This is a genomic window from Streptomyces sp. NPDC001970, from assembly GCF_053594115.1.
Genome location: NZ_JBSFDW010000027.1, coordinates 107875 through 133062 on the forward strand (window position 1 = coordinate 107875; position 25188 = coordinate 133062).

Annotated in this window: 21 protein-coding genes and 4 pseudogenes; 15 read left to right on the forward strand and 10 right to left on the reverse strand. The window is 68.7% G+C overall.

Features of this window, described 5'->3' with window-relative positions; all coding sequences use genetic code 11:
- Nucleotides 1-122 precede the first annotated feature (122 nt).
- Both ACWCP0_RS28515 and ACWCP0_RS28520 read left to right on the forward strand, forming a co-directional pair.
- Nucleotides 123-920, forward strand: coding sequence for a GntR family transcriptional regulator (locus tag ACWCP0_RS28515; RefSeq protein ID WP_451081635.1), 798 nt, complete (start codon nucleotides 123-125; stop codon nucleotides 918-920).
- Nucleotides 921-1202: 282 nt separating this feature from the next.
- Nucleotides 1203-1418 carry an amidohydrolase family protein gene (locus ACWCP0_RS28520; protein ID WP_451081636.1) on the forward strand — a complete coding sequence of 72 codons (216 nt, stop codon included), beginning with the start codon at nucleotides 1203-1205 and terminating at the stop codon, nucleotides 1416-1418.
- Here ACWCP0_RS28520 and ACWCP0_RS28525 read toward each other — a convergent pair.
- Together ACWCP0_RS28525 and ACWCP0_RS28530 are read right to left on the reverse strand one after the other, a co-directional pair.
- Nucleotides 1318-1763, reverse strand: a pseudogene (locus ACWCP0_RS28525) (helix-turn-helix domain-containing protein); the annotation flags it as partial. The gene ACWCP0_RS28520 and the pseudogene ACWCP0_RS28525 overlap by 101 nt on opposite strands.
- Before the next feature lie 315 nt (nucleotides 1764-2078).
- A complete protein-coding gene (locus tag ACWCP0_RS28530) occupies nucleotides 2079-2924 on the reverse strand; it encodes a FadR/GntR family transcriptional regulator (protein WP_451081637.1) in 846 nt (281 codons plus the stop codon).
- 482 nt (nucleotides 2925-3406) lie between these two features.
- On the opposite strand from ACWCP0_RS28530, the gene ACWCP0_RS28535 reads away from it, so the two are divergent.
- Entirely contained in the window at nucleotides 3407-3769 is a 363-nt protein-coding gene (locus ACWCP0_RS28535) for a hypothetical protein (RefSeq protein ID WP_451081638.1), read from the forward strand.
- Here ACWCP0_RS28535 and ACWCP0_RS28540 read toward each other — a convergent pair.
- A complete protein-coding gene (locus ACWCP0_RS28540; RefSeq protein ID WP_451081639.1) occupies nucleotides 3732-4340 on the reverse strand; it encodes a radical SAM protein in 609 nt (202 codons plus the stop codon). The two genes, ACWCP0_RS28535 and ACWCP0_RS28540, sit on opposite strands and share 38 nt — an antisense overlap.
- A gap of 306 nt (nucleotides 4341-4646) precedes the next feature.
- Nucleotides 4647-5069, reverse strand: coding sequence for a DUF6415 family natural product biosynthesis protein (locus tag ACWCP0_RS28545; protein WP_451081640.1), 423 nt, complete (start codon nucleotides 5067-5069; stop codon nucleotides 4647-4649).
- Nucleotides 5070-5863: 794 nt separating this feature from the next.
- Here ACWCP0_RS28545 and ACWCP0_RS28550 point away from each other — a divergent pair.
- The 7 genes and pseudogenes from ACWCP0_RS28550 to ACWCP0_RS28580 all read left to right on the forward strand — a co-directional run bounded on the left by ACWCP0_RS28550 (nucleotide 5864) and on the right by ACWCP0_RS28580 (nucleotide 12720).
- Nucleotides 5864-6985, forward strand: coding sequence for an XRE family transcriptional regulator (locus ACWCP0_RS28550; protein WP_451081641.1), 1122 nt, complete (start codon nucleotides 5864-5866; stop codon nucleotides 6983-6985).
- Nucleotides 6958-7173, forward strand: a complete 216-nt coding sequence (locus tag ACWCP0_RS28555; protein ID WP_451081642.1) for a hypothetical protein — start codon at nucleotides 6958-6960, stop codon at nucleotides 7171-7173. Before ACWCP0_RS28550 ends, ACWCP0_RS28555 begins: the two co-directional genes overlap by 28 nt.
- On the forward strand, nucleotides 7170-8057 hold the full coding sequence (locus tag ACWCP0_RS28560) for an aminoglycoside phosphotransferase family protein (protein WP_451081643.1): 888 nt from the start codon (nucleotides 7170-7172) through the stop codon (nucleotides 8055-8057). Before ACWCP0_RS28555 ends, ACWCP0_RS28560 begins: the two co-directional genes overlap by 4 nt.
- A gap of 64 nt (nucleotides 8058-8121) precedes the next feature.
- Nucleotides 8122-8319 (forward strand): annotated as a pseudogene (locus ACWCP0_RS28565) (ATP-binding protein); the annotation flags it as partial.
- Nucleotides 8320-9096: 777 nt separating this feature from the next.
- Nucleotides 9097-9687 carry a TetR/AcrR family transcriptional regulator gene (locus tag ACWCP0_RS28570; RefSeq protein WP_451081644.1) on the forward strand — a complete coding sequence of 197 codons (591 nt, stop codon included), beginning with the start codon at nucleotides 9097-9099 and terminating at the stop codon, nucleotides 9685-9687.
- 108 nt (nucleotides 9688-9795) lie between these two features.
- Nucleotides 9796-12012 (forward strand): annotated as a pseudogene (locus ACWCP0_RS28575) (MMPL family transporter); the annotation flags it as partial.
- A gap of 3 nt (nucleotides 12013-12015) precedes the next feature.
- Nucleotides 12016-12720, forward strand: coding sequence for an MSCRAMM family protein (locus ACWCP0_RS28580; RefSeq protein ID WP_451081658.1), 705 nt, complete (start codon nucleotides 12016-12018; stop codon nucleotides 12718-12720).
- A gap of 413 nt (nucleotides 12721-13133) precedes the next feature.
- Here the strand turns inward: ACWCP0_RS28580 and ACWCP0_RS28585 are convergent.
- Nucleotides 13134-13379, reverse strand: a pseudogene (locus ACWCP0_RS28585) (hypothetical protein); the annotation flags it as partial.
- A gap of 289 nt (nucleotides 13380-13668) precedes the next feature.
- Here ACWCP0_RS28585 and ACWCP0_RS28590 point away from each other — a divergent pair.
- Complete coding sequence (locus tag ACWCP0_RS28590) at nucleotides 13669-14334, forward strand: recombinase family protein (RefSeq protein WP_451081645.1); 666 nt, start codon at nucleotides 13669-13671, stop codon at nucleotides 14332-14334.
- On the opposite strand, the gene ACWCP0_RS28595 is transcribed toward ACWCP0_RS28590, so the two are convergent.
- Entirely contained in the window at nucleotides 14315-16744 is a 2430-nt protein-coding gene (locus tag ACWCP0_RS28595; RefSeq protein ID WP_451081646.1) for a SpoIIE family protein phosphatase, read from the reverse strand. The genes ACWCP0_RS28590 and ACWCP0_RS28595 overlap by 20 nt on opposite strands.
- An 80-nt stretch (nucleotides 16745-16824) precedes the next feature.
- Nucleotides 16825-19296: a SpoIIE family protein phosphatase gene (locus ACWCP0_RS28600; RefSeq protein WP_451081647.1), complete on the reverse strand. Its 2472-nt coding sequence runs from the start codon at nucleotides 19294-19296 to the stop codon at nucleotides 16825-16827.
- 337 nt (nucleotides 19297-19633) lie between these two features.
- Between ACWCP0_RS28600 and ACWCP0_RS28605 the strand changes: the two genes are divergently transcribed.
- Nucleotides 19634-20269 carry a TetR/AcrR family transcriptional regulator gene (locus tag ACWCP0_RS28605; protein WP_451081648.1) on the forward strand — a complete coding sequence of 212 codons (636 nt, stop codon included), beginning with the start codon at nucleotides 19634-19636 and terminating at the stop codon, nucleotides 20267-20269.
- Between the two features lie 112 nt (nucleotides 20270-20381).
- Here the strand turns inward: ACWCP0_RS28605 and ACWCP0_RS28610 are convergent, their stop codons facing one another.
- From ACWCP0_RS28610 to ACWCP0_RS28620, 3 genes are read right to left on the reverse strand one after another with little or no spacing between them, the layout of a single operon-like run.
- On the reverse strand, nucleotides 20382-21566 hold the full coding sequence (locus tag ACWCP0_RS28610) for a cytochrome P450 (RefSeq protein ID WP_451081649.1): 1185 nt from the start codon (nucleotides 21564-21566) through the stop codon (nucleotides 20382-20384).
- A 34-nt stretch (nucleotides 21567-21600) separates the two neighbouring features.
- Nucleotides 21601-22968: an NAD(P)/FAD-dependent oxidoreductase gene (locus tag ACWCP0_RS28615; protein ID WP_451081650.1), complete on the reverse strand. Its 1368-nt coding sequence runs from the start codon at nucleotides 22966-22968 to the stop codon at nucleotides 21601-21603.
- Nucleotides 22958-23167, reverse strand: a complete 210-nt coding sequence (locus ACWCP0_RS28620; protein ID WP_010982020.1) for a ferredoxin — start codon at nucleotides 23165-23167, stop codon at nucleotides 22958-22960. The genes ACWCP0_RS28615 and ACWCP0_RS28620 overlap by 11 nt, the downstream gene beginning before the upstream one ends.
- A gap of 509 nt (nucleotides 23168-23676) precedes the next feature.
- Here ACWCP0_RS28620 and ACWCP0_RS28625 point away from each other — a divergent pair.
- The 3 genes from ACWCP0_RS28625 (at nucleotide 23677) to ACWCP0_RS28635 (ending at nucleotide 24889) form a co-directional block, all read left to right on the forward strand.
- Nucleotides 23677-23934, forward strand: coding sequence for a hypothetical protein (locus ACWCP0_RS28625; protein WP_451081651.1), 258 nt, complete (start codon nucleotides 23677-23679; stop codon nucleotides 23932-23934).
- A 136-nt stretch (nucleotides 23935-24070) separates the two neighbouring features.
- The gene (locus ACWCP0_RS28630) at nucleotides 24071-24490 is read left to right on the forward strand and encodes an SsgA family sporulation/cell division regulator (protein ID WP_451081659.1); all 420 of its coding nucleotides are present in this window, start codon (nucleotides 24071-24073) and stop codon (nucleotides 24488-24490) included.
- 69 nt (nucleotides 24491-24559) lie between these two features.
- Nucleotides 24560-24889 (forward strand): NIPSNAP family protein, encoded by a 330-nt coding sequence (locus ACWCP0_RS28635; RefSeq protein ID WP_451081652.1) that lies wholly within the window; start codon nucleotides 24560-24562, stop codon nucleotides 24887-24889.
- Nucleotides 24890-25188 lie beyond the last annotated feature (299 nt).

Genomic DNA, 25188 nt, shown 5'->3' on the forward strand with positions numbered 1-25188 from the left:
CGTGAGAGCCGTCCAGGCATCGGCCTGCCGGGACCGCCTCGTCGGGGATCGGTCGCGACAGCGAGGTCGGCCGGCCACGTGGCGGGTGGCACATCATAAACACATAGGTTTATGATGTGCCAATGAGTCCGCGTCCACCTCATGCCGGCGGCGCCGGCAGCACCGCAGCCCGCGTCCGCTTCGACGCGAGCGTCCCGTTGCACCACCAGGTCTATCTCGAGCTTCGCCGCGACATCGCGGACGGCCTGTGGGAGGGAAGGTCCGACTTCCCCGGCGAGAAGGAGCTCGCGGAACGCCTCGGAATCAGCGTGATCACCAGTCGTGCAGCGCTGGATCGCCTGGTCGGCGACGGATGGATCGAACGGCGGCGCGGTCGACGCCCGCGGGTGCTGCACCGGCCGGAAGCGGCCGCGAAGGACGACAGGCCGGGCATCCTGGAGTTCGGGTCCCTGCGTGCCTACACCTACACGGTGCTCGAGGCGGGGACCTCCATCGCGCCCGTCGAGGCGTGCGCCGCGTTCGGGCTCCCGCCGGGCGAGTATCTCTGGCAGTGCATGAGGCTGCGCCACCACAAGGGTGCCGCGCACAGCGTGACCCACAACGTCCAGCGGCCCGCCGTCGGCGAGCGGCACACGATGCGCCAGCTGGAGAAGGAGTCGATGGCCCGGATCCTTGCGCAGCAAGGGCACTCCATCGCGCACATCCGCCGACGCATGGGGATCACCCATGCCCCCACCGTGGTGACCGAGGCACTGGGGCTCACGGTCGCCGAGCGCGTGCTGGTGTCGACCTTCACCCTGCACGACCCGAGCGACGAGGTGCTCGAGTGGGTACGCATCTTCCTGCACCCAGACCACGACACTCCCGAGGAAACGTTCGACCTCGCGACGGGCACCTGGTCGACGGAGGACGTCATGTAACGCCCTACCATCCATCGGCCAGGTGATCGACGAGGGTCCGGTCTTCGCAGGTTCGAAGGATTCGAACGATGTCCGTTGTCGACGTGTGGATGCAGCACCCGACGCTTCGCCACTCACAGGACGAGATGTTCGACTCGGTTCGTCGGTGGACGGGGAGGGAAGCTCCTCGGGAAGAGCTGCCGGTGTCTGCCACGATCGCGGCAATGGACGAGGGCGTGGGTCTCCACGGGCCTGATCAGCGCCTGGCACGGCCCGCATGGCGTACTGATCAGCAACGACGAGGTGGCCGGGTTCGTGGATCAGGCTCCGGGGCGGCTTCTGGGGCTTGCCGGGGCCGACTTGATGAGACCCCAGGAGGCTGTCCGGGAACTGCGCCGCGCGGTGCGCGAACTCGGCTTCGTGGGGCTGCGACTGGTGCCGTGGCTGTGGGGGCTGCCCGCTCCTGACCCGGCGCCACCGGAATCCGTGGCTCCGGAAACCACAGATCGCACTGCGTGAGCTGCCCCGGCTCGTAAACAACCCGATCAACCGGATCCACACCGGTGTACTCGGGCCGGATCACCTGCAACCGCTTCTTCAACGGCGAGATCGAATACGGCCAGCCGATCCGCTGCGCGATGACCGGCGCCGGCATCCGCGGATACTCCTTCAACAACGCCCGGATCGCCGGCTGGAACCCACCGACCCCCGCGGCGATCGCACGTACTTCGGTGGGCGATCCGACGCCAACGCCGACCGCACCGTGTTCCGAGCCACCCCGAGCCGACGAGCGATCTCCTTGATCGGCACACCCTCAGCCCGGTGCAACCGCCGGATCTCCGCCCAGTCCTCCATCTTGATCACACCCTCCACATCGGTCACGGAGGGGGTCAACTTTCGGAGAACCCCACGGGGTCAGTCTTCAGGATCTGGCCCACTTTTGTTGATCGAGACTGGTCCCTCTGGCGGTCAGGTAGCGACGAGGACTCGCTTACGGAAGCAGGTCGGCCCGTGCTGCGACGAGCACATCGATCGCTTCGTTGCGTGGCTGCGCCTGCCACCGGCGGCCCGCGACGGACGGGATCCCGGCCCTGCCGTCCGCCGAGGGCTGATCCGCTGCGGCTACGGCCGGAAGAGCCGTTGTTGTTCCAGTCCCCGGGACTACTCCTCCGGCGTTCGTCATGCCTGTCGCTGGGGGTGGTCGTCCCCTGGCGTTCCGTGGTCTGTGGTCGCTGGGGCCTGTGCTGTAGCGCTGGGACGGTGGCCTGGTGCGAGGATGCCCATCATGAGTGTCCGAAGTTGCTGCAGTGCGCTGTCCATGGCCCGGCGAGCGTCGTCGTGATCGCGTCGCTCGATGGCATCCACGAGGCTGCGGTAGGCGCCAGAGCTGAGCGGGGGAAGGATCTCGCTTATCCACCGTCGCTGAAGGTTGTGCTCGGGATCAATGGTGGTCTCGAACATCTTCACGTACGTATTGAGGAGTAGCTCGACTGCGACGGAGTGGCCGCTGCGGCACAGGGTTCGTAGGAATGTCCGTTGGGCCGCAACCATCGAGTTACTGTCCCCGGAACGCAACTCCTCGTCGAGGACGCCGAGCCGCTCCCGCATCAGCGCGATGTCGTTGGCATCCGCGTGCATCATGGCCAGCTCGACAAAGCTTCTGAAGATGATGGCACCGACGTCCACGACCGACTCCGCAATCTGGACGTCTGCCTCGCCGCTGCGGTAGAGCAGGTACGGTAGCAGCTCCGTGGAGCCCTTCTCTCGGAAGTCGGTTACCTTGCATCCGGAGCCCTGACGACGTTCGAGCAGGCCGAGCAGCTCCAGCTCAAGCAGCGCGGATCGGAGCGTGTGTCGGTCCACGCCGAACTGGACGGCAAGGTCGCGTTCCGACGGCAGGTAGTCGCCGGGTTTGTAGGCACCCCGCAGGATGGCCGTGCGTAGCTGGCTCGCGACATGTTCGCCGAGAGACCGCCGGGCGACGGCGACAAACCGGTGGTCCGTCGTCTCGTGATTCGAACTCATGGGGGTCCGTCTTCTCCGCATCAGGTGCTGGTCCAGCGCGGATGGAGAGCGCACTCCACCACAAGACGCCCCACGGGAATGGTTGCACCAATCCCGAGGGCCTGTCAACAGCTGGGATACCTCTGAAAATTATACGAGGTATTGGGCGTCTGGTCCCCAGAGCGGGCTGTTGGAGGGTTCGCCGGCAAGGGTTCGGCCGTGGAGGCTCTTACCCCAGCTGAAGACAGACGGCTGGAGATCGGCGTATCAACTCGGATTCGTCGGCCATGTGACTTTGATGCTCGGCGCCTGCCTCGCGGGGCTCGCGCTGAGAAGGAGCGGGGCCGTTCACTTCGAGCTCTGGCGGCCAACGAACCTGCTGACCCGGGCCATGGCCATCCTGGCTGAGGCGGGCGCGATCGCTGGCGCGTTGGCCCTGTCCCACGAGGGCTACGGTCGTCACGCCCCTCTGGATTGGTACCTGGCATCGGCCACGGTGCTGCATGTGGTTCTTCTTGCAGGGGTACCGCTTTCCAGATCTCGGTGACCGGCTCCTCCAGGACGTTGCCGATGTTCAGCCACAGGTCCGGGGCGTCGTACACCGGCCAGGCACGGGCAACGCCGTTCGGCTCGATGCAGATCATGTGACCTTCGTTGTCCGGCGTCCAGGTGGTCAGCCGCAGGGCCGGACTCCACCGGTGCGTGGTGCGCTCGGCGACGAGCCGGTCAGAGGCCTGCTCGGCTTCCTCGTTGCTGATGAACTCGTGCTCGGGGAGCTTGAGGGCATTGCCCTTCCGCAGCGGCATGATGAACTTGATCTTGCCCGCGTCAAGGACGTCGGCGATCTGCGTCACGTACGGCATTGACGGCAGGTAGGAGCGGGTGACGACCGCGGACAGCGAGATCGGGATGCCGCGCTCCTGGAAGGCGCGGATGCCGGCCATCGTCAGGTCGTACTCCTGGCCGCGGATGCGCTGGAACGCAGCGCGGGGGCCCCTTGAACCCGACGTTGGCGTACGCGATCTTCCCGGCGATGTTCTTGGCGTGCTCCATGCCGTGGGTGGCGTTCGTGGGCACGGCGAGGATCGCATCCTTGTGCCACATTTCGACGATGTCGCTGAAGTCCTTGCGCATCATCGGTTCGCCGCCGGAGAGGAACACTCGGGCCACGTCGCTGAGGTTTTCGCGCATCGTGTCGAGCTGGTCGATCGTCGGGTCGGGCATCTGGAGGATCTCGGAGCACATGTTGCAGTCGAAGTTGCAGCGCTTCGTGACCTGCACGATCACCGACAGCGGGACCGCCGCGGCGTCGGCGAGGGCATGAACGTCGAGGTCGACCGGCGCCTCGAAGTAATGGCCGGTATTCGAGAACTCGACTCCGCTGCCCACTGGCCGCCGGGTCTGGGTAGGAACGACGGGGATGCCGAGGTTCGTCATGCGGAACTCCATCCAATGAGGTGTGGATAGTGCTGGTGACGTGGGGGATGTGCCGCTCGGGGCGGTGGTCGGGCGGTCGTGCGGGGTCTTGTCGACGGGCGCTGCTCACCGTCAGTTGACGGGCTCCGAGAGAGCCGAGGCGGTGTGTTCACGTCGTCGTCGAGGCCCCAGCGGGCGGTGTTCCGCAGGCCTCGGCGCAGTTCCTCGATGGCCGCGTCGGTGTAGCCGCGGCGCACCGGGCGGCTGGGCCGGCACGCCGCGGGGCTCGGCGCGGGCCGGGCCGGAGAGGGAGTCTGTGGCAGCCGCTCACAGCTCGGTGTCCTCGACCAGGAACTCCAACACGTCCTGTACGGCGAGGGCGAGAAGTCGAAGGTGCCCGCGTGCCCGTACGAACTCAGGAGGCGGCTTCTCTTTTCCCAGTGCTCGCGCACGGGCGACGGCTGCCGTGACGTCCTCGCTGGTCTTGTCGCAGCCTGGCTCCGCAGCAAGGTCGGCGAGCTGGGGAATCAAGCCGCGCAGCTTCTGCGCCAGCCCGTCAATCTCGGGCTCATCCAGCCGTGCCTGCTCGCCGAGCACAGCGTCAAGGACGTCGAAAGTGGTATCGATGGGCAGCTCGGCCCGGAGCCGTTCCACAACGCGCTCGAGCGTCGCGGTGTCGACGGACCACACGCCCGCGGGCTCCATGCTGGACTCGTCGAGCGTGCACCGGGTAGAGGCCTGCTGAGCCATGGTGCGGGGCATGCGAGGTCTCCATAGGTAAGTGGGCGGTGGGGTGTTGGCAGTTAGGCAGTCGGTGAATCCGCGGCCGCCTGCGGGTGAAGTAGGGAGATCCACACGTCCTTGCCCGTCCGGTTGGGCGAGATGCCGAAACCGTCGGAGATGGCGCGCACCAGGACCAGGCCGCGGCCGCTTTACGGTGTCCGAGGGAGTGAGGAGCGCGGGCTCTCGTGGGTCGTTGTCGCGAATGTTGATGCAGATTCCGCCTGGGATCCTCTGTACGAGGAGGCACGCGCTTCGTCGGCCGCTCGGGTCGCCTACGGTGTGCTCGCAGACGTTGGTCAGCAGCTCGCTCACGGCGAGGAGAGCCCGGTCTGTGAGCGCGTCCAAGCCGTCACCCCACAGCTGCAGGTGGCTGGACACGATGCGCCGAACCAGGGCGATGGCACTCGGCGTCACGTCGAGAGCCATCTCCAACTGCCCAGGAATGCTGGCTGTCAGAGCGCGACCGACAGCATCCCTTGCAGGTGCTTCAGCGTGTTGATGCATCACAGTTCCGTTCGTTCGGCCAGAACCCCGTCCAAGAGCCCTAGTTGCGGTGTGTACTGGTTCCATCCCGTTCCGCAACTATTGAGGCAGCACGGAGAGCAAACGTGCGGTGTCTGATGCCGACACCTCCAGGAATCGGCATCACAGACCCCGAGAGGGCGAAGGAATGCCGCAGCCGGAGAAGCAGCTCAACCCGGGGGAGTACCCCCGAAGCCTGGTTCGGCAGCGAGTTGCGTCACCGCCGGAAACTCAAAGGCATGTCGGCCCGTCAACTGGGCCGGTTAGCGCAGGTCAGCGATGATGTGATCCTTGCGATCGAGAAGGGCAAATACCCCAGCTGTCAGCAGCCGCTCGCCGTCCAGCTCGACGCGGTCCTGAACACCGGAGGCGTCTTCGAGCGGGCCTGGCCAATGGTCTTCGGTGATGCCGATAAGAAGCGGCGCGATGCCGATAAGCGAGCAGATACACCCGAGGAACGAAGTGCCGAGGTCACTCAAGGCCGCATCCTGGGCAGAGATGTATCGCCACTTCTGACCGGGAGTCCTGCGCCCGTGGACCGTCGCCACTTCCTCGCCGCCAGCAGTCTCGCTGCGTTCGTCCCCATAGACCTCGTCCAACTCGTCTCACCCTCCGCCCCCGCTCAACAGCCCGGCACCATCACGCCCCTCGACATCGAACAAGTCCTCGGCGTGGCCTCGAGCATCAGCCGCTGGGACAACTCGTACGGCGGGGGCGGGATGGTCGCAGACATCTCCAGCCGCGCCATGCAGTGGGCGGCCGGCCTGCTGTACGCGGACTGCCCGGACGTACTGCGGCCCGACCTGTTCGCGGCCGTCTCCCGCCTCGGGATCGCCGTGGGCGCGACCGCGTTCGACTCGTACGCCCACGACGATGCCCGGCGGACATGGAAGTTCGCAGCGGACTGCTCCGAGGAAGCCGGCGACTGGCACCTGCGAGCCAAGACGTACAGCCTCCTGGCGCGCCAGGCCGTATGGGTGGGCGAGCCTGACGAGGGCTTGACCCATGCCGAGAAGGGCCTGGTCCGTTCCGACCGGCTGACGGCCACCGAACGGGCCATGCTCCACACAGCACGCGCCAGGGCTTTCGCCAGGATGAAGAACGTAAAGGACACCCTCGCCGCGGTGGGACAGGCCGACGAAGCCTTCGCCGATCGCGACACCTCCGAAGACCCTCCGTGGATGGCCTACTACGACGAATCGCAACACGCCGGCGATACCGCCCACGCGCTCTTCGACCTGCGGTCCTCGCCGGTCAGGACCCGGGAAAGGCTGGAGAACGGTTCTGGGCAGCAGTTCAAGGGCACGACCCCGCGTTTGCCCGGTCTCGAGCGATGTCCAGGACCAAACTGGCGTCCCTGATGATGGCGAAGGGCGACCCCCGGCAGGCCGCTGTGATCGGCCATGACGCCCTGAACGAGGTAGGGCGACTCACCTCACGGCACGCTGCCGACGGTCTCCGTCAGCTCGGCCGGTTCGCCGCCTCTCACCCCAAGCTCAGCGACGCCAAAGACCTGCAGGAGCGGATCGCCGCTACCGTGCGGGCATGACGACGTCTGCCGCCGCACCCGCTCGCCTTGCCCTGGAACAGGCATGTTCCACCGTTGGTCTCGACGCCCGCGATGCCGTCCCCGTCCGGATCGCCGAGAACCAGATATGGCGACTTCCCGGGCGGGGCGTGATCGTGCGGATCGCCCGGCCTGGCCAAGCCGCGGCCGCCCGCCGAGAGATCCACGTCGCCCGATGGCTTGCCCAGAACGACGTCCCCGCCGTACGTCCGATCGACGTTGAGCAGCCTGTCGAAGCCGACGGCCGCCCGGTGACCTTCTGGGCAGAGCTCCCTGCACACGAGCACGGGACCGAGACCGACGTGGCGCTGCTGCTGAAACAGCTGCACGCCCTGCCGACGCCGGACTTCGACATCGGGTACCTCGACCCGTTCGTACGCGTCGCCGAGCGACTGCAGGCGGCCTCGACGCTGAACGAGGATGACCGGCGCTGGCTCCAAGACCTTCACCAAGTCCTCGCGGCAGCGTGGGAGGAGCGGCCGACGGGACTGCCGGATTGCGTGATCCATGGCGACGCGTGGCCGGGGAACCTGGTCCGCACGGGCACCGGGAGGCTGATGATGGACCTCGAGCGGCTCTCCGCCGGCCCGCCGGAATGGGACCTGGTCTCGACAGCCGTGCGCATGACGACGACAGGCGCGGTCACCCCGCAGCAGTACGCCACATACTGCGAGGCCTACGGCATAGATGTCACAGCCTGGCCCGGGTACCGGATCCTCGCCGGGGCTCGCGAGCTGCGCATGGTCACCTACGCGGCCCAACACGCCGCCAGCAACTCGGAGTGGGCGCCACGGGCTCAGCATCGCGTCGACTGCCTACGCGGCCGCGGCGGTCCCCGGCCGTGGAACTGGAAAGGGATCATGTAGCGGCCGGAGCTGCCACGATTGGAGCAGCTCGGCGATCTCGTCGTCGGTGTTCGGTACAGAGGTGGAGAAACGGATCCGCGAACTCGTCCGTCCCGACGTCCTCATCCTCGGCGACTTCGCGATGCGCCAGCTCAATGCCACCCAGGCCGACGACCTCTACGAACTCGTCTCCGAGCGGCAGGGACGGTCTCTGATCACCACCAGCAATCGGGCGCCCAGTGACTGGTATCCCCTCTTCCCCACCCCGGTCGTCGCCGAGTCCCGATCTACGCAGAGCCCTACCAGGTCGGAGACGACTGGCTGGTACGGACGGTCGACAACGACCAGAACATCCACACCTACTTGCTGAGCAACGGCAACGCGGCGGGTTTCGTTCCGCTCCCCGCCGACCTGACGACCGGCATCGCGGTCGACGTCAACGGAGACGGCCGGGCTTCATCCCAAGACTGCCCGTCGCGCCGATTCAAGAAGTAGATGTCATAGCTCACCGCGCGATCGTAGACACACGCACGTTCTGAGGTCAGGGCTTGAGGTCGATGGCCGCTGGTGACTCGGCTCACGGCATCAGCTTGGGAAGCTGCGATCATTTGCGGCCGGGTTGGTCGCTGACCTGGGCGAACGGCCGGTGCAGGGCCTTGTCGGGCTCGGCTGTTTTCACCGTGATTCCCCGCTGTTCCCCGTCTTGCCGCGGCCTCCTCGATTGCCCCCTGTTTGGCCCCCGGGTGGCAGTCATCTCAGGCTGCCACTTCCCAGGGAGTGAGGCGTGATCGCCTGGTCTCAACTCTCGCGCTTCGCCATGGTGTTGATGGCGCATGCCGGGCCACCAGACGGTAGGGGACCTCGCTCAAGGGACTCAGTGGACGACCTGCGTCCACGGGGTGAGAGATGGTCCCTTTCCGGGCGGACTTCTGGGCGTGATTCGGGGGCTTCGAGGGCAGACGTGACCTAGAGCACGTACGAAACGGTTTCGTTTCGATAGATCTAGGGGCTAAGCTTGCCTCTGTACGAAACCGTTTCGTTCGATGAGGAGTGGATGAGCATGGCTGATGCCGCAACGGGGCGCCGCAGCCGGATCACGCCCGAGCGCGAGGCTGAGCTCTACGCGGCCGTGCTCGATCTGCTTCGGGAGGTCGGCTACGACGCCCTGACCATGGACGCCGTGGCCGCCCGCACCCGGTCCAGTAAGGCCACCCTCTACCGCCAGTGGGGGAGCAAGCCGGAGCTGGTCGTCAAGGCGCTCAGGCACCAGAAGCCGGTGACGATAGGCGAGATCGACACCGGGAGCCTGCCCGGCGACTTCCACGCGATGGTCTCGCAGTCCGACGACTGCCAGATGGAGCGGGACACCTCGCTGATGCGGGGCCTGGCCATGGCGGTGCACGAGAACGCCGATCTTCTGCGCGCCCTGCGTGAGCTGCTGTTCGAGCCGGAGATGACCGGCCTCGACCGGATGCTGAGGCGGGCCGTGGAGCGGGGCGAGATCCGCGCGGACAACCCCACGCTGGAGTACGTACCGCACATGCTGGTCGGCGCCCTTGTCGTCCGGGGGCTGATCGACAACCAGCCGCCCACGAAGGCCTTCCTCACCTCGTACATCGACGCCGTGGTCCTCCCCGCCCTCGGCGCCTGACACCCGGGGCCCCGCACCCCTCTCACAGCACCTGACGCGGCCGCTCACGTCGTCCGCCGATGACACCTGCCCATAAGACCCCACGACCTGACCCGGGAGTACCTCCTCGTGGCCACATTGCTCTACAAACTGGGCCGGCTCTCCTTCCGGCGGCGACATTTCATCGCCCTCATCTGGGTGGCTCTGCTGACCCTTGCGGGTGCGGGCGCCGCACAGGCGCCCGCGGCGGGCTCCACCTCCTTCTCGATCCCCGGAACTGAGGCGCAGAAGGCCTTCGATCTACTCGAGGATCGTTTCCCCAGCGCCAGCGCCGACGGAGCCACCGCGCGCGTCGTCTTCAAGGCGCCAGACGGCGAGAAGATCACCTCCTCCGACAACAAGGCCGTCGTCAAGGAGGCTGTCAAGGAGCTCGGCTCGGGCTCCGAGGTCGCCGCCGTCACCGACCCGTTCCAGGTCAAGGCCGTCAGCCAGGACGGTACGACCGCGTACGCGCAGGCGTCGTACAAGGTCTCCGGCAGGGAGCTGGAGGACTCCTCGCGTGACGCGCTCGAGGACACGGCACAGGAGGCGCGGAACGCGGGGCTGACCGTCGAGATCGGCGGTGACGCGCTCGAGACGGTCCCCGAGACGGGCGCCACCGAGGTCATCGGCATCGGCGTCGCCGCGGTCGTGCTGGTGATCACCTTCGGTTCGCTGATCGCGGCTGGACTGCCGCTGCTCACCGCACTGATCGGCGTCGGCATCGGTATCTCCACGATCACCGCGCTGGCGAACACGCTCGAGCTGGGCTCCACCACCTCCACCCTCGCGATGATGATCGGCCTCGCCGTCGGCATCGACTACGCCCTCTTCATCGTCTCCCGCTACCGCGCCGAGCTCGCCGAGGGCCGTGAGCGCGAGGAGGCGGCGGGACGGGCCGTCGGCACCGCGGGCTCCGCGGTGGTCTTCGCCGGTCTCACAGTCGTGATCGCGCTGGTGGGCCTCTCCGTCGTCAACATCCCCGTGCTCACCAAGATGGGCATCGCGGCCGCCGGCACCGTCGTCATCGCGGTCCTCATCGCGCTCACCCTCATCCCGGCGCTCCTCGGATACGCGGGCAGGAAGGTGCGGCCCGCGGGCGTGAAGAGCAAGCTGCTCGGCGGCGGCCGCAAGAAGGCCAAGGGCGAGTCCGGCGGGCACAGCGCGGAGAAGCCCAACATGGGCACGCGGTGGGCGCGCTTCGTCGTCCGCCGCCCCGTCGCGGTGCTGCTCCTCGGCGTCGTGGGCCTGGGTGCCGCCGCGGTCCCGGCCACCTCGCTCGAGCTCGGTCTGCCGGACGACGGTACGCAGCCGACCAGCACCACGCAGCGCAAGGCGTACGACCTGCTCTCCGAGGGGTTCGGGCCCGGCTTCAACGGGCCGCTGATGGTCGTCGTCGACGCGAAGTCCAGCGACGCCCCGAAGACGGCCGTCAAGGAAGTGGCCACGACCATCAAGGGCCTCGACGGCGTGGCCGCGGTGACCCCGGCGACGTACAACAAGGCCGGCGACACCGCGATGATCACCGTGGTGCCGGACTCCAAGCCGTCCTCGGCCGGGACCGAGGACCTGGTGCACGCCATCCGCGACGCGGGCACGGACATCAAGGCCGACACCGACGCGAAGGTGCTGGTCACCGGCTCCACCGCGATGAACATCGACGTCTCGCAGAAGCTCAACGACGCGCTGCTCCCGTATCTGGCGCTGGTCGTCGGTCTGGCCTTCGTGCTGCTGATCGTCGTCTTCCGCTCGATTCTGGTGCCGCTCAAGGCCGCGCTCGGCTTCCTGCTCTCCGTGATGGCCGCGCTCGGCGCCGTCGTCGCGGTCTTCCAGTGGGGCTGGCTCGCCGATCTCATGGGCGTCGAGGAGACCGGCCCGGTGATGTCGACGATGCCGATCTTCATGGTGGGCGTCGTCTTCGGCCTGGCGATGGACTACGAGGTCTTCCTGGTCACGCGTATGCGAGAGGCGTACGTGCACGGGGAGCGGCCCGGTCAGGCCATCGTGACCGGATTCCGGCACGGGGCCCGGGTGGTCACCGCCGCGGCCGTCATCATGATCGCGGTGTTCGCCGGCTTCATCGGCTCCAGCGAGTCGATGGTCAAGATGATCGGCTTCGGTCTCGCGATCGCCGTTTTCTTCGACGCGTTCATCGTGCGGATGGCCATCGTCCCGGCGGTCCTGGCGCTGCTCGGCAGGGCGGCCTGGTGGCTGCCGAAGTGGCTCGACCGCGCGCTGCCGAACGTCGACGTGGAGGGCGAGGGCCTGCGAGACACCCACGACACCTCGAAGAACCCCGACCCGGAGCCCATGGGCACGGCCCTCCCGGCCTCCGGCGACACCGTGCCCGTCGCCGTGAGCGAGCCGGTGGCCGTGGGGGTGGCCGTGTCCGGATCCGATGCCGGGCTCGCGCCGGTGCAGGAGCTCCAGGGGCAGGCCCTGGCCAGTACGGCAGCCGGTTCGGGTGAGGGGCCTTACGGGTCGAACGGCTCTGGCATTCGCGGCACTGTCCGCAACGCGAGCGGTGTGGCCGTCGCGGGTGCCGCAGTGACGCTGATCTCGCCGAGTGGACGGCAGTTGGGCCGCTCTGTGGCGCAGGCTGACGGCTCGTACGCGGTGAATGCCCCCGGGTCCGGCAGTTACGTGGTGATCGTGGCGGCCGAGGGGCACCAGCCGCACGCGTCCACGATCGCTGTGGGCGAGGAGGTGCTGCACGACATCGTGCTCTCCGGGGCGAGCGGTCCGGCGGGCGGGTCGGTGCGGGGCATCGTGTGTGCGGGCTCGGGCGCGGAGAGCCGGCCGCTGCCGGATGCACGGGTCACGCTGGTGGACGCGGCGGGTCATGTGGTCGCCACCGCCACCACCGGTAAGGGCGGCGCGTACGCCTTCACCGACCTGGTCGCCGGTGAATACTCGATCGTCGCCAGCGGCTACCCGCCGGCGGCGAGCGCGCTGCAGGTCGACGGGGCCGGAGTGGACGGCTTCGACATCCGCCTGCACCACGCGGACGAGTAGTCCACCTCACCACCTGAGGGCACATGGTCTCCGAGTCCGCCGAGAGCGGGGTGGACCCCGGGCGCGCCGCCCGTGAGGACGGGGCAGGCGCAAGGGGAAGGGCCCGGCGGCAGCGCGAGCGGCGCTGCCGCCGGGCACACGCGCGCGTGGACGTCCGGACCCCGCCCCGGAGTCCGACTCCGGTGCTCCCACCGTCCGCCGCTCAGTGCGTGATCGGACCCGTGGCCATGTAGGCGTCCGGCACGGCGCTTTGGGCGAGGAATGTTGGGGGCGGGTGCGGGCGTGACGCGGCTTCGGGGATGAGATGAGGCGTGGGGAGTTTGCGCGTCGGCTGAGCCGCCGCGCTCCGGCCGCTGTGTGGGCGGCCAGTAGCAGGCGGCGGTTTCGGGACCGGGGGACGACCGGACGGGGTTCTCACCGTTGCGGACCGTCTGCTCGAACAGCTCCTTCGCCCGCTCCGGGCCGGCCCCGGCGGCCTCGGCGATCCCGGCGGCGGTCGCGCCCATTGCGTCCGCGTCCTCCAGCCACCGCTCGCCCGGATCGAGCTCGTCTCGACGGCGGAAATCGATCGGGCGCAGCAGGCGAGCCGCATCCAGCACATCCGCGAGGGGGCTCTGGCCCGGGTCGGCGTGGCGCACGGCGTTCGACAGCACCGCCGGGCACGGCGAGCCGGTCGCTCAGCGGCAGGGGCTCGCGCAAACCGGCGGTCCGCCCCCTTCTGAGAATCGTTTGTGACACGTCCGGGGCATGACGGACCCTCAAGAGCCTTCCCCGGCCGACGCGGACGACGTCGAGCGCCACCCGTGCCCCCGGTGCACGGCCGAGCCCGGCTCGCCGTGCCGCTCGCGCGGTCGCCGGGATCTACCACACCGGCCCGGTCAAGAAGGTGCCCCGGCTCGCCAAGAGGCTCCGGGTGCCGACTCCGGCCGAGCGGGGACCGGGGCAGCCGTGACGGCCCGGCACCCCGCCCCGGCACCCATCGCCCCGGACACCTCGAGCGCCGACATCCGCATCGGGTACGCGAGATGCTCGACCCTCACCCAGGAACTCCAGTCGCAGCTCGACGCGCTCGTGGGGCGCGGCATCCCGCGAGACAAGATCTTCAGGGAGAAGATCAGCACCCGGGTCCGCGTGCGCCCGCGGTTCGAGGCCGCGCTCAAGGCCGCCCGCGAGATCAAGGCCCAGGCCCCGCACTGCCGGGTCATCTTCACGGTGTACGAGATGAAGCGGCTCGGCCGCGACGCCGCCGAACTGACCGCGCTCGCCGACCATCTGGCCGCCCACGGCCTGGTCCTGGAGATGCTGGCCGGACCGCTCCAGGGGATGCACGACCCGAGCGGGCACGGCAGGCTGCTGTTCGCGTTCTTCGCGGCGATGGCGGAGACCGAGCGGGAGAACATCCGCGAATCGACGCTGGAAGGGCTCGACGCCGCGGCCCGCAAGGGCAAGCACGGCGGCCGGCCCCAGGTCATCACCGACGACAGGCTGCACAGCGTGCTCCGCCGGAAGGCGAACGGCGAGTCGTGGCGCAGCATGGTGAGGCACGGCCTGGGCGCGACTGCGGCTCGACCCGCCCGTGACGAGAAGGCTCCGGTCAGAGGGGACACTCGATGAGCTGTTCGGACCAGATCGTCTTGCGGTTCTGGCCATGGCGGCAGCCCCAGCGCGTGCCGAGTTGCGCGACGAGGAACAAACCGCGTCCTCCCTCGTCGGTGGTGCGGGCGCGCCGCAGGCGAGGCTGGGTGCTGCTGGAGTCGGTGACCTCGCAGACCAGAACGTCGTGGCGGATGAGCCGCAGCTCTGCTGGTGCACGACCGTAGCGGATGGCGTTGGTGACCAGTTCGCTGACGATGAGTTCGGTGGCGAAGAGGAGGTCCTCCAGCCCCCACGTGGTGAGTTGACGGGTTGTCCATTCTCGGGCCTTGGAGACGGCGGCAAGGTCGGCCGGGATTTCCCAGTGAGCGGTATCCTCCGCCGGGACGGCGCGGGTGCGGGCCAGCAGCAGCGTTGCGTCGTCGCGCGGCGCTCGGTCTGTCAGGTCGGCGAGGAGAGCCCGGCCGGTTTCGTCCAGAGCGCGATCCGGACGGCAGGACGCGGCGAGGGCATCCGTCAGGCGCCGCAGGCCTTGGTCGATGTCGCGGTCGCGCTGTTCGACCAGGCCGTCGGTGTAGAGGGCGAGGACGCTGCCCGGCTCGAGGTCGATCATGGTGGTCTCGTACGGCATTCCGCAGACGGCGAGTGGTGGCCCCGGGGAGATCGCGACGACTTCGGCGGTCCCGTCGGGCCGGACCAGGACGGGTGGCGGGTGCCCGGCACTGGCTATGGCGCATCGTCGGGTGACCGGGTCGTAGACCGCGTACAGGCATGTGCCGCCGACGATGTCGTGGTGGCCGAGTGGGGCTTCGGCCGCAAGGCGCTGGACCAGGTCCGCGATCCGGGTGAGCAACTCGTCCGGTTCGAGTTCCAGGTCCGCGAGCGTCTGGATGGCGGCGCGCAGGCGGCTCACGGTGGCGCTTGCGGGTATGCCATGTCCGACCACGTCTCCGGCGACAAGGGCCAGCCGGAGAGAGGGCAGAGCAATGGCGTCGTACCAGTCGCCGCTGATTTCGGCTCCGCCGCCTGCGGGCAGGTAGGCGCTGGCGGTCTCGGCTGCCGGAGTGTCGGTCGTGGCGGGTGGAAGGAGGAGCTGCTGCAGTGCTACGGCCGCCCTGTGCTCGCGCGTGTAACGGCGGGCGTTGTCGATGGCGAGCGCCCCTCTGGAGGCGATCTGCGTCATGAGATCCGCCTCGTCCTCGGTGAAGGGGTCGGATCGGCCGCAGCGCCAGGCCGTTATGGCGCCGAGCGTGAGCCCGCGGGCATGCAACGGTGCCACCATCACCGAATGGGCGTCCTTCGGGACGAGATACTCGACCACCTGCGGGTCGCCGACCATGGCGATGAAGTCGTCAAGGCCGAAGACGAGTGTCTCGCCGTGTCGGAAGCTGCGCAGGAGGGGGTGGTCGGGAAAGGTCGGGACGGGGTCGCCGCGCTTGATGCCGGCCGGCCACACTGCGGTGGCCGGCGCAAGGGCCGCGTTGCCCATGTCTCCACCGCCCAGCCGCCTCGAAGGTTCTTCCCCGTCGAAAACGGAGTGCGCAAGGTCGACTGCGGCGAGATCCCCGAACGCGGGTACGAGAACGTCCGCAAGGTCCTGGGCAGTGCGCACGACATCCAGGGATCCTCCCACCTGCTCGGCCACCTCGCGGGCGAGATCCAGATGACGGCGGGCACGTTCGTCGGCGCTGTCGATGTACAGGGCTGCGACCCCCGTGGGGCGTCCTCGCACGTCCTCCAGACGAAAGGCGGACAGCGACAGCGTGTGCCGCCGCGCCGAATTGTGCCGCCAGCTCACTTGCTGGGTTCTGCGGACCACCGGGACACCCGTCTCGAGCACCTGGCGCAGTACTGCCTCCAGGTTCTCGGCGTCGTCGGCGCACAGCACGTCGCTCAGCCGAGTGCCGGGCTGTACCGGGCGGCCGTCGAGAGGGTCCGGCGTGGCGTTCGTCTGCACCGTGGTGAGATCCGTGTCGTGCAGAGCGATCGTGATCCGGTTCTGTGCGGACAGTGCGCGCAGGAGCGCTGTGCCCTGCTCGTGGTCGGCGACGTGGTGTGTAGGTGCCATCAGGACGAGGACCTCCGCCGAGCCCTCCACCCTTGTGGTCCGGAAAGTGACATCGATGGTGACGCCGCACTGGTGCCACAGCCGTACCCGGCCGGATTCCGGTATCTCCGTGGCGCCGCGCAGGTCGTCCGGGAGGTCGGCCACCAGTTCCTGCACGGGGCGGCCGCAGACCTCCTCGGCGCGGAACCCCGTCAATTCCTCTGCCGTCCCGGTCCACCCCACCACCGCGCCTCGCTCGTCGACCACGGCGGCTGCCAGACAGTCGAAGGCGTACAACCTGCCGCTGGGACCGGAACCGAAGACGCCCGTCGATCCTTGGGAGGCGCCTGCCGAGTAGGCGTTCTTGACATTCTCTATATCCATCTCTGGCTTCCTTTGCGAGGGCCTGCGGCTCGAGAGATCGGCATGCTGTGGCGGCCGTCGGCCGCCCGGTCGGCAGCGCGTCACACCGCAACGGCTTTGGAGGGCAGGTCTTGTTCGGCCCAGACGACCTTGCCGTCCGTTGCGGCGCGGGAGCCCCACCTGCGGGACAGCTGAGCGACGAGGAAAAGACCGCGGCCGTTCTCGTCGACGACGTGGGGATGACGGGGGCGTGGGTGGCTGGTGTTGTTGTCGGAGACTTCGCACGTCAAGACCTCGTGCTGGATGAGCCGTAGGCGGATCGGCCCGTCGCCGTAGCGGACGGCGTTGGTGACCAGTTCACTGACGACCAGCTCCACGGTGGTCACCAGATGCTCAAGCCCCCATTCGCTGAGCTGACGGGCGGCTGCCTGCCGGGCGATGCGGACGGCGGTCGGCTCGTTCGGCAGTTCCCAGGAGGCGACCTGGGCCGGTTCGAGTCCGCGAGTGCGCGCGAGGAGCAAGGTGACATCGTCGGCCGGGGCCTGAGTCGGCAAGGTCTCGATCACCTGAGAGCACAGGTCTTCCAGGGACGAACCGGTCTCTGCCAGGACGGCACCCAGGCGGCGCATGCCGACGTCGAGGTCGTCGTCGCGGGACTCGACCAGGCCGTCGGTGTAGAGCGCGAGGACACTTCCCTCGGACAGTTCCATGTCTGTGGACTCGAAGGGGACCATCCCGAGGCCGAGGCCGAGCGGGGCTCCGGCGGGCAGATCGGGGAAGGTGACATGGCCCTGCGGATCGATGATCGCGGGCGGGGGGTGCCCGGCCCGCGCCAGCGAGCACCGCCGGGTGACAGGGTCGTAGACGGCGTACAGGCAGGTGGCACCCACCACCCTGGGCGCCGTGTCCTGGGCTTCGGCGTCTTCCTCGCTCTCATCGTTCAGCCGCCGGACCGTGTCATCGAGGTGCGCCAGCAGTTCGTGGGGAGGCAGTTCCAGGTCCGCGAGCGTGCGGACGGCGGTGCGCAATCGGCCCATGGTCGCGGCGGCGTTGATGCCGTGTCCGACCACATCTCCGACGACGAGGGCCACCCGCGCGCCGGACAGCTTGATCACGTCGAACCAGTCGCCCCCCACGCCGTGGTCCATGTCAGCCGGCACATAACGCGAGGCCACATCGAGGGCGGCGCCGCCTCCCACATGGTGGGGGAGCAGGTCGCGTTGGAGCGTCAGGGCCGCGGTGCGTTGGCGAGCGTACTGGAGAGCGTTGTCCAGGCTGAGCGCGGCCCGGGTGACGAGCTCCTCGGCGAGGAGGAGGTCGTCCTCCTGGAACGGCGTCGGCTCCTCGGAGCGGCCGAACACCGCCAGTCCCAGCACACAGCGCCGCGCACGGATGGGTACGACCATCAAGGAGTGGACGCCGCTGTCACGGACCTGCTGCGTCCGCACCGGGTCCTGGTTGACCCAGGGGGCTGAACGGGTGTTCAGCACCGGTTCCAGGTAAGACCTGCCCGTGCGCAGGGCGGTGTCGAACAGCGAGTCCGGGAAGGGGTGGATCACCTCTTCACGCATCCAGGGCAACTCCAGGAGGCCCAGGTCGATGGTGGCCAGACCGGCACGGCGCATCACATGGGGGCGGCCGCTCGCCTTGCTGATCCCTGTCGAGGGCTCCATGCCGAACGGAATCGACTCCACCAGGTCGACGAGGGCGTGGTCGGCCAGCAGGGGCACGGCAAGCTCGGCCAGTTCCTGCCCGGTCTGCATGAGGTCGAGGGTGCTGCCGATGCGCGTGCCGGCTTCGCTGAGGATGGCAAGGCGCTCGCGCGCCCGCCGGTTGCCGGTGACGTCCACGCTCATGGAGCACACCGCCAGTGCCGTGCCGTCCGCGTCCTGGAGGCAGAAGAACGAGGCCGAGTACGCGTGCTCCCGGCGCCGGTCCGTCGACGACCACGCCCGGTACTCGTGGACCATGGTGGTGCCGCTCTCCAACACCTGCCGCATCACCACCTCGAGCGCTTCGGCCTCGATGGCGGGCAGTGAGTCCCGCAGGCGGCGTCCGAACCGTCGCTCACGAGGAGTGCCGTCGTGGCGCTCCATGACGTCGTTGACCCAGGTACAGCGCAGCTGCGGGTCATAGACGGCGATGCCGATCGGTGCGTGGGCCAGGAGCGACTCCCGCACAGCTCCGTTGGACGCCCCCGAGGACAGGGTGCCTATGTCGGTCACGGACACCAGCCACCGGGTGCCGGCGTCCTGCCCCCGCAGCAGCGCGATCCGCAGCGTCATGTTGATGGCGTGGCCGTCGCGGTGGCGGACCGTCACGGTGCCGGACCAACCATCCTGGGCATGGCACTGCTCGGCGAACGCTGAAGCGCTCGGGGCGTCCTCGGCGGGCGGCACCACGTGTGCGGCGGACCGGCCCACCACTTCCCCGGCCGAGTACCCGACAAGCTGCTCAGCGGCGTGCGTCCACCCCACCACGGTCCCCTCCGCATCGAGCATCGCTATTGCCGCATCGGGTATCTCTCGGGGGCTCACCGGCTCGGCGAGTGGCGTGCGGTCGGTCATCGTCATCCGGTTCTTCCCATCGGTGCGGAGGTGTGAGACAGCGTCGGCATGTGCGGCGTCGGCCCGATCTGCGATGGAGCGCGCAACCTCGCCGACGGTTGAGCGGCCACCGGCGCGACATCTGCCAACCTTGGACGACTTCGTCCACTTCTGATGAAATAGTCAGATACGACCGCTTCATCGTCAAGTCGCCCGAATTGGATCAAATTGCCAGATGTGACCGTACGCTCGTAGGCCGTCGCGTCACGCAACCGCGGCGTCGGGATTGGTGGGCGAGGGTGGACAGTCGGGGCGGGCAGTGCAATGATGAATTGATCAGAACTGCTGCTCTTATTCATGGAGCATGCCGATGCCAGCTCCACGCAGGAACCGATTCGAACGCCGTCGTGCCGAGACCCGCCAGGCACTCGTCCGCTCCGCGCGGCAGATCCTGGCCGAGTCCGGTGGCGCCAGCGCCAGCATTCATGCCATCGCGGAGCGCGCGGACGTTGGCCTCGGCTCCTTCTACAACCACTTCACGGGCAAGCCGGACCTGTTCGACGCGGCCGTGGCCGATGCACTGGAGGAGTTCGCCCGAGCCGTCGACGAACGCCTGCACGGCGTCGATGATCCCGCCGAGCGCCTCGCTGGGGGCATGCGGCTCAGCGCGCGCATGGCCGAGTCATATCCGGAGATCATGCAGATCCTGTGCCACAGCCAGCTCGGTCGGATATGCGCCGGCGACGGACTGGCTCCGCGCGCGAAGCGTGACGTGGAGCAGGGCATGGCCGCAGGCCGGTTCGCCGTGGCCGACCCGGTGATCGCCCTGACCGTGCTGAACGGCAGCCTGCTGGCGCTCCTGGAGCTGTGGTGCAACCAGCCCGAGGCCGACAGCGACCAGGCCGCAGGCACGATGGCCGAGATGATGCTGCACATGCTCGGCGTCTCCCCGGATGAGGCCCGAGACCTCGCCCGGCGGCCCCTTCCCGCTGCAGCGTGAAGAGGATCCTGTCGCGCACCGGCCGACCGGCGCGGACTGCGCACCGCTTCCCGCGGCCAGCGTGATGTACCGGGGTGGCTGTTCTCTCGCCTGCTGTCGCCGCCCCGCAGCCTCAGAGCTGGATGGGCAGGTGGCGGGGTCCGCGGAGCATGGCGTTCTGCCGGTAGGGGGGCGGATCCTGGACCAGGCGTGCCGTGCCGAGGCGGGGGAGCAGCGCGCCCAGTGCGGCCTGGGCTTCGATGCGGGCGAGGGGGGCGCCGTAGCAGAGGTGGATGCCGCTGCCGAAGCCGAGGTGCTGGTTGTCCGGGCGGGTGGGGTCGAACCGGTCGGGCTCGTGGAACCGCTGGGGGTCGCGGTTGCCCGAGGCCAGCGCCAGGACGACGGACGTGCCTTCGGGGATCGTGGTGCCGGCGACGTCGATGTCGGCGAGGGGGATGCGCTCGCGCATATGGACCGGGGGCTCGTAGCGCAGTAGTTCCTCCACGGCTTGCGGCAGCAGGTCGGGGTCGCGGCGCAGATGGTCCAGGTGCTCGGGTTGGCGCAGCAGGGTGAGCACTCCGTTGGCGATCAGGTTGACCGTGGTCTCGTGTCCGGCGATGAGCAGCAGTACGGCGGTTTCCGCGAGTTCCTCCTGGCTGAGCCGCAGGGCCGGGTCCAGCTCGTTGACGAAGGCGGAGAGCATGTCGTCGCTCGGCCTGCCACGGCGCTGCTCGGCGAGGTTCACCAGGTACCCGCCCATCTCGATCCGCGCCTGGTCACCGGCCTTGTCCGTCTCGGTGGTGTCCTCTCCGGGCCTGACGTCGGCGGCTGCGACCAGAGCGTCGGACCAGGCCCGGAACAGCGGCTCGTCCTCGCGCGGTACGCCGAGCAGGCGGCAGATCACCGTGACGGGGAGCGGGTAGGCGAAATCGTCGACGACGTCGATCTGCCGGCCCGCCTCGAAGGGCCCCATCAGTTCCTTGGTGATCTGGTCGATCTCGCCGCGCATGGCATCGACCCGGCCCGGGCTGTGCGGCGGGCCGAAGGGCCGCATGGCCAGGGTGCGCAGCCTGTGGTGCTCGGGGTCGTCGAGCCGCAGGAACGGCGGCTTGTGTGTCGCCTCGCCGCGGGTGCGGGGATCGACGCTCATCCGCGGGTCGTGGAGCAGAGCGGCGATCTCGTGGTAGGTGCCGACCAGGTAGCTGCCGTCTGCCTGCTGCACCACGAGACCGGCCTCGCGGAGTTCCGCGTACAGCGGGTAGGGGTTGGGACGGTTGGCGTAGTCAGTGATCCGTGACAGGAGGGTGTCGGCGGTCATGCGTAGGCCTCCTCGTGGTGAGGCGGGACGTGGGTCAGCCGGTGGGCTGCACCACGGTCAGTCGGCGGTCGGGCAGGTAACCGGTGAGCGCCACGGTGGGGCCGTGGGACAGCCCCTTCGGATCCGGCACGTCGGACGGGATCGGGATGTCGGCCGCGATCGCACGGTCCTGGGCGCCGAGCGGAGGCGGGAACGGAGCAGCCGTCTCGATCAGGTGCCGGTAGTAGTCGAGCGACTTGGCCATGTCGACGGTGACCGCGGCGGTGACCCGCCCCTGGTAGCCGTAGACCATCGCCAGACGGCGCGCCTCCAGGGAACCCTGGGCGATGACCACGTGGTCGGAGAACGTGGGCACGCCCACCGACTTGATGTTGAGCCCGAACTGGGTCGACCAGAACGACGGGACGGCCAGGTGCGGGCGCTGCAGGGGCCCCGGATTGACCATGTTGTGTGCCGCCACCTCGGCCTGCTCGACCGCGTTTCCCCAGTGTTCCAGGGAGAGCATCTGGTAGCCGAACAGCGGGTGGGGGAAGCGGGAGACGTCACCGGCCACGAAGACGTCGTCGGTGACGATCCCGTACATGTTGAAGGCCCGGCATCCGGCGTCGCAGGCGATCCCGCGCGGGCCCGCCGCCAGCCCGGACTCCGCAAGCCACTCGACGTTGCGTACCGCACCCAGCGCCACGACGCAGACGTCGGCATCGACGCGGCTGCCGTCGGACAGCTCCGCACCGGTGAAGCTGCCGTTCCCGCGCAGGGCGGTGACCGTCACCCCGGTGCGCAGGTCCACGCCGTGGTTGCGCTGCATGACGGCCGCGAGCTTCGACAGGGTCCCACCCAGCGCGCCCACCAGGGGTGCGGGGCCGCGTTCGGCGACCGTGACCTCCAGGCCCCGTTCCCGGCAGGCCGAGGCGATCTCCGAGCCGGTGAAACCGCCGCCGATCACCAGCACGCGCTCCGGCCCGGCGGCCAGCCGCTGGGCCAGTCCCCCGGCGTCCTCGCGGGTGCGCAGGGTGAACACCCCGTCCAGGGCGGCTTCCTCCGGGTTGGGCCAGGGCCGCGCGCGGGTCCCGGTGGCGATCAGCAGCCGGTCGTACGGCAGTGACTCGCCGTCCTCCAGCAGCACCTGTTTCCCGAGCAGGTCCACGCCGGTGGCGCGCACGCCCAGCCGCCAGTCGGCGTTCGGGTCCTGGCGCATCGGCAGCCCGGTGGTGTCCGCCGTCGCCTGGCCGAGCAGCACCTGCTTGGACAGCGGCGGCCGGTCGTAGGGCGGGTGGGGCTCGTCCCCGACCACGGTCAGTGAGCCGGTGAAGCCCTCCTCGCGCAGCGCCTCCGCGGCCCTCAGCCCCGCCAGCGACGCGCCGACGATGACGATACGGCCGTCCTTGAGGTCACCGGGCACCGGCGCTCACCTCCTCACCGAGGAGGATCGCCTGCACCGGGCACGCTGCCGCGGCCTGGCGCACGCGCTCGACCTGGTCGTCGGGGACGGCCGTGGCGTACAGCAACCCCTCCTCCCCGTGCAGCTGGAACACCTCCGGCGCGAGGAACACGCACTGCGCATAGCCCTGGCAGCGCGTGAGATCCACAACGGTCTGCATCCCCACCACTCCCTCCGTTGTCTCACCCCCTCGTTTCCAGCATGGGGCCGGGCCCGGGCGCCCGCATGCCACGGCTCCGGAGACGGAAATCCGGGGCAGCTCGTCCCTCAGGGGCGAGGGCTCACCCAGGACGTGGTCGAGTCGGAAGGCCGCGCCGATGAGGGACTGGTGGGTGAACCTCCGGGAACAGCTTTCCGGTTGCTTGCCGGTGTGGCTGATCTCCTCGGAGCAGAAACCGAAATGGTCGGTGCAGGTGAGCATCTTCTCCAAGGCCAGGCGGACTTCGTCCAGGCGGCCGACGCGGTCTCGGCGAGGACGTCGAGCTGTTCATGCCGCTGCCGGCCGTGTGGGCCATTTTCGCAGCCTCGACAGTTCCATACGTCGTATGGTAATCCTGAGAGGGCACTTCCGTACGTCGTATGGAAGAGTTTGCTCGGACCACGCCAGGCGCCGCACATCGCCTGCATGCAGTCGATGGTGCAGGTCGCACCCATCGGGAAGGAAAGATCATGAAGAAGCTCACGAGGCGTGTTGCCGTCACCGCTGCCTCCGTGGCGGTCGCGGGTGTCGCCGTTCTCGGTGCCGGGGGCACCGCTTCGGCCGCGACTTCTGCATCCGCGCACGTCCAGCGCCCGGCCGTCAGCGTCAACGCCGGCGACTACCGCTGGGACCACGGTGTCGGCTACCTGCTCTTCGTGCAGGGCTACTCCTGGGACGAGATCCGTGGCTGGGACCACGACGGCCGGGACGAGATCAGCGTTCGCTGACGCCGCCCAGGCGGCCGGCGCTCCGGCGCCCGGGCCCTGCTGTAACGCCTCTTCCTTCGTTGCCTCTTCGCTGCCGGCCCAGCGGCGGTCCGGCGGCGGGGCGCAGCCGAGGCAGAGACACCTTGGAGTGAAGTCGATGGAGTCTTTGAAGACCCTGATGCATGGGGTGGACGTGCAGGTTGTCATCTCGCGCACCTACTCGCTGTCCATGTGCATGAGCCTGCGGTACGAGCCCACTGATCCCTATGTCGTCCGTGCCGCCTTTTCTGCCGACACTGACGAGCCGGTCGAATGGGTCCTGGGGCGTGATCTTCTGGCCGATGGCCTGGGGGGTTCCGCAGGCTGTGGGGACGTCCGGGTCTGGCCGGCGGTCGGCCGTGGTGACCAAGTGATGTACATCGTCCTCGGGTCTCCCGCGGGCACCGCCTTGCTCGAGGTTCCCGTGCAGGACGTCAGGACCTTCCTGGAGAACACGGAGGCGCTGGTGCCACGGGGTACCGAGTCCGGACACATCGACTGGGACCTCGAACTGGCGAACCTGTTGGCAAAAGGCTGAGAGAAGTCTCCCAACCGCCGTGCCGCTGGGGATCTTTGCCCGGCGGCAGAAGAGAAGGAAAGAGTGTTCATGTCCCAGTACCAGCTTCGTGTCTACACACTGCGCAGCCCTGAGGCGCTCGTCGCCTACGAGAACATCTGGTGCAAGCACATTCCCGGTATGGCCAAGCACAGGATCACCACGCACGGCGTCTGGACGGTGCCTGCGGCCCCCGGGAGTGCGGAGCGCCGGCTGTACGCCCTCGTTTCCTATCGGGACGCCGACGACGTTCAGGAGCGGCTGGAGGCGTACCTGTCCAGCCCCGAATTCCGCGCGGACATGGAGGGCTTCGACATGAGCCAGATCGTCGGCGTCGCCGAGTCCGTGCTGACGCCCACCGCCGACTCACCCTTGCGGTGACAGGTACCGAGCCACTCGAAGTCTGCGGCGACCTTCTCGTTCGTGCCGGAACGCCGCGCAACTCCGCCACGGCGCTCGCCGGACGGCAACCGGCATGGACGAGATCGGCGAGGTCGGGGGGACGGTTGCAGTTGCCGAAGACCCGGTTGAGTGCCCGTCGGTACGGGCGCCCGGCGCCCGGTGACATGGAGGCCCAGCCGACCGGGGGGGTGCCTCTATGTCTTTCGTCAAGCCCGATCTGGTCATGCGTGGGCGGGTTCGGGACCGCGTGCCTCGTAGAAGGTCCCGTCGCGGAGCAT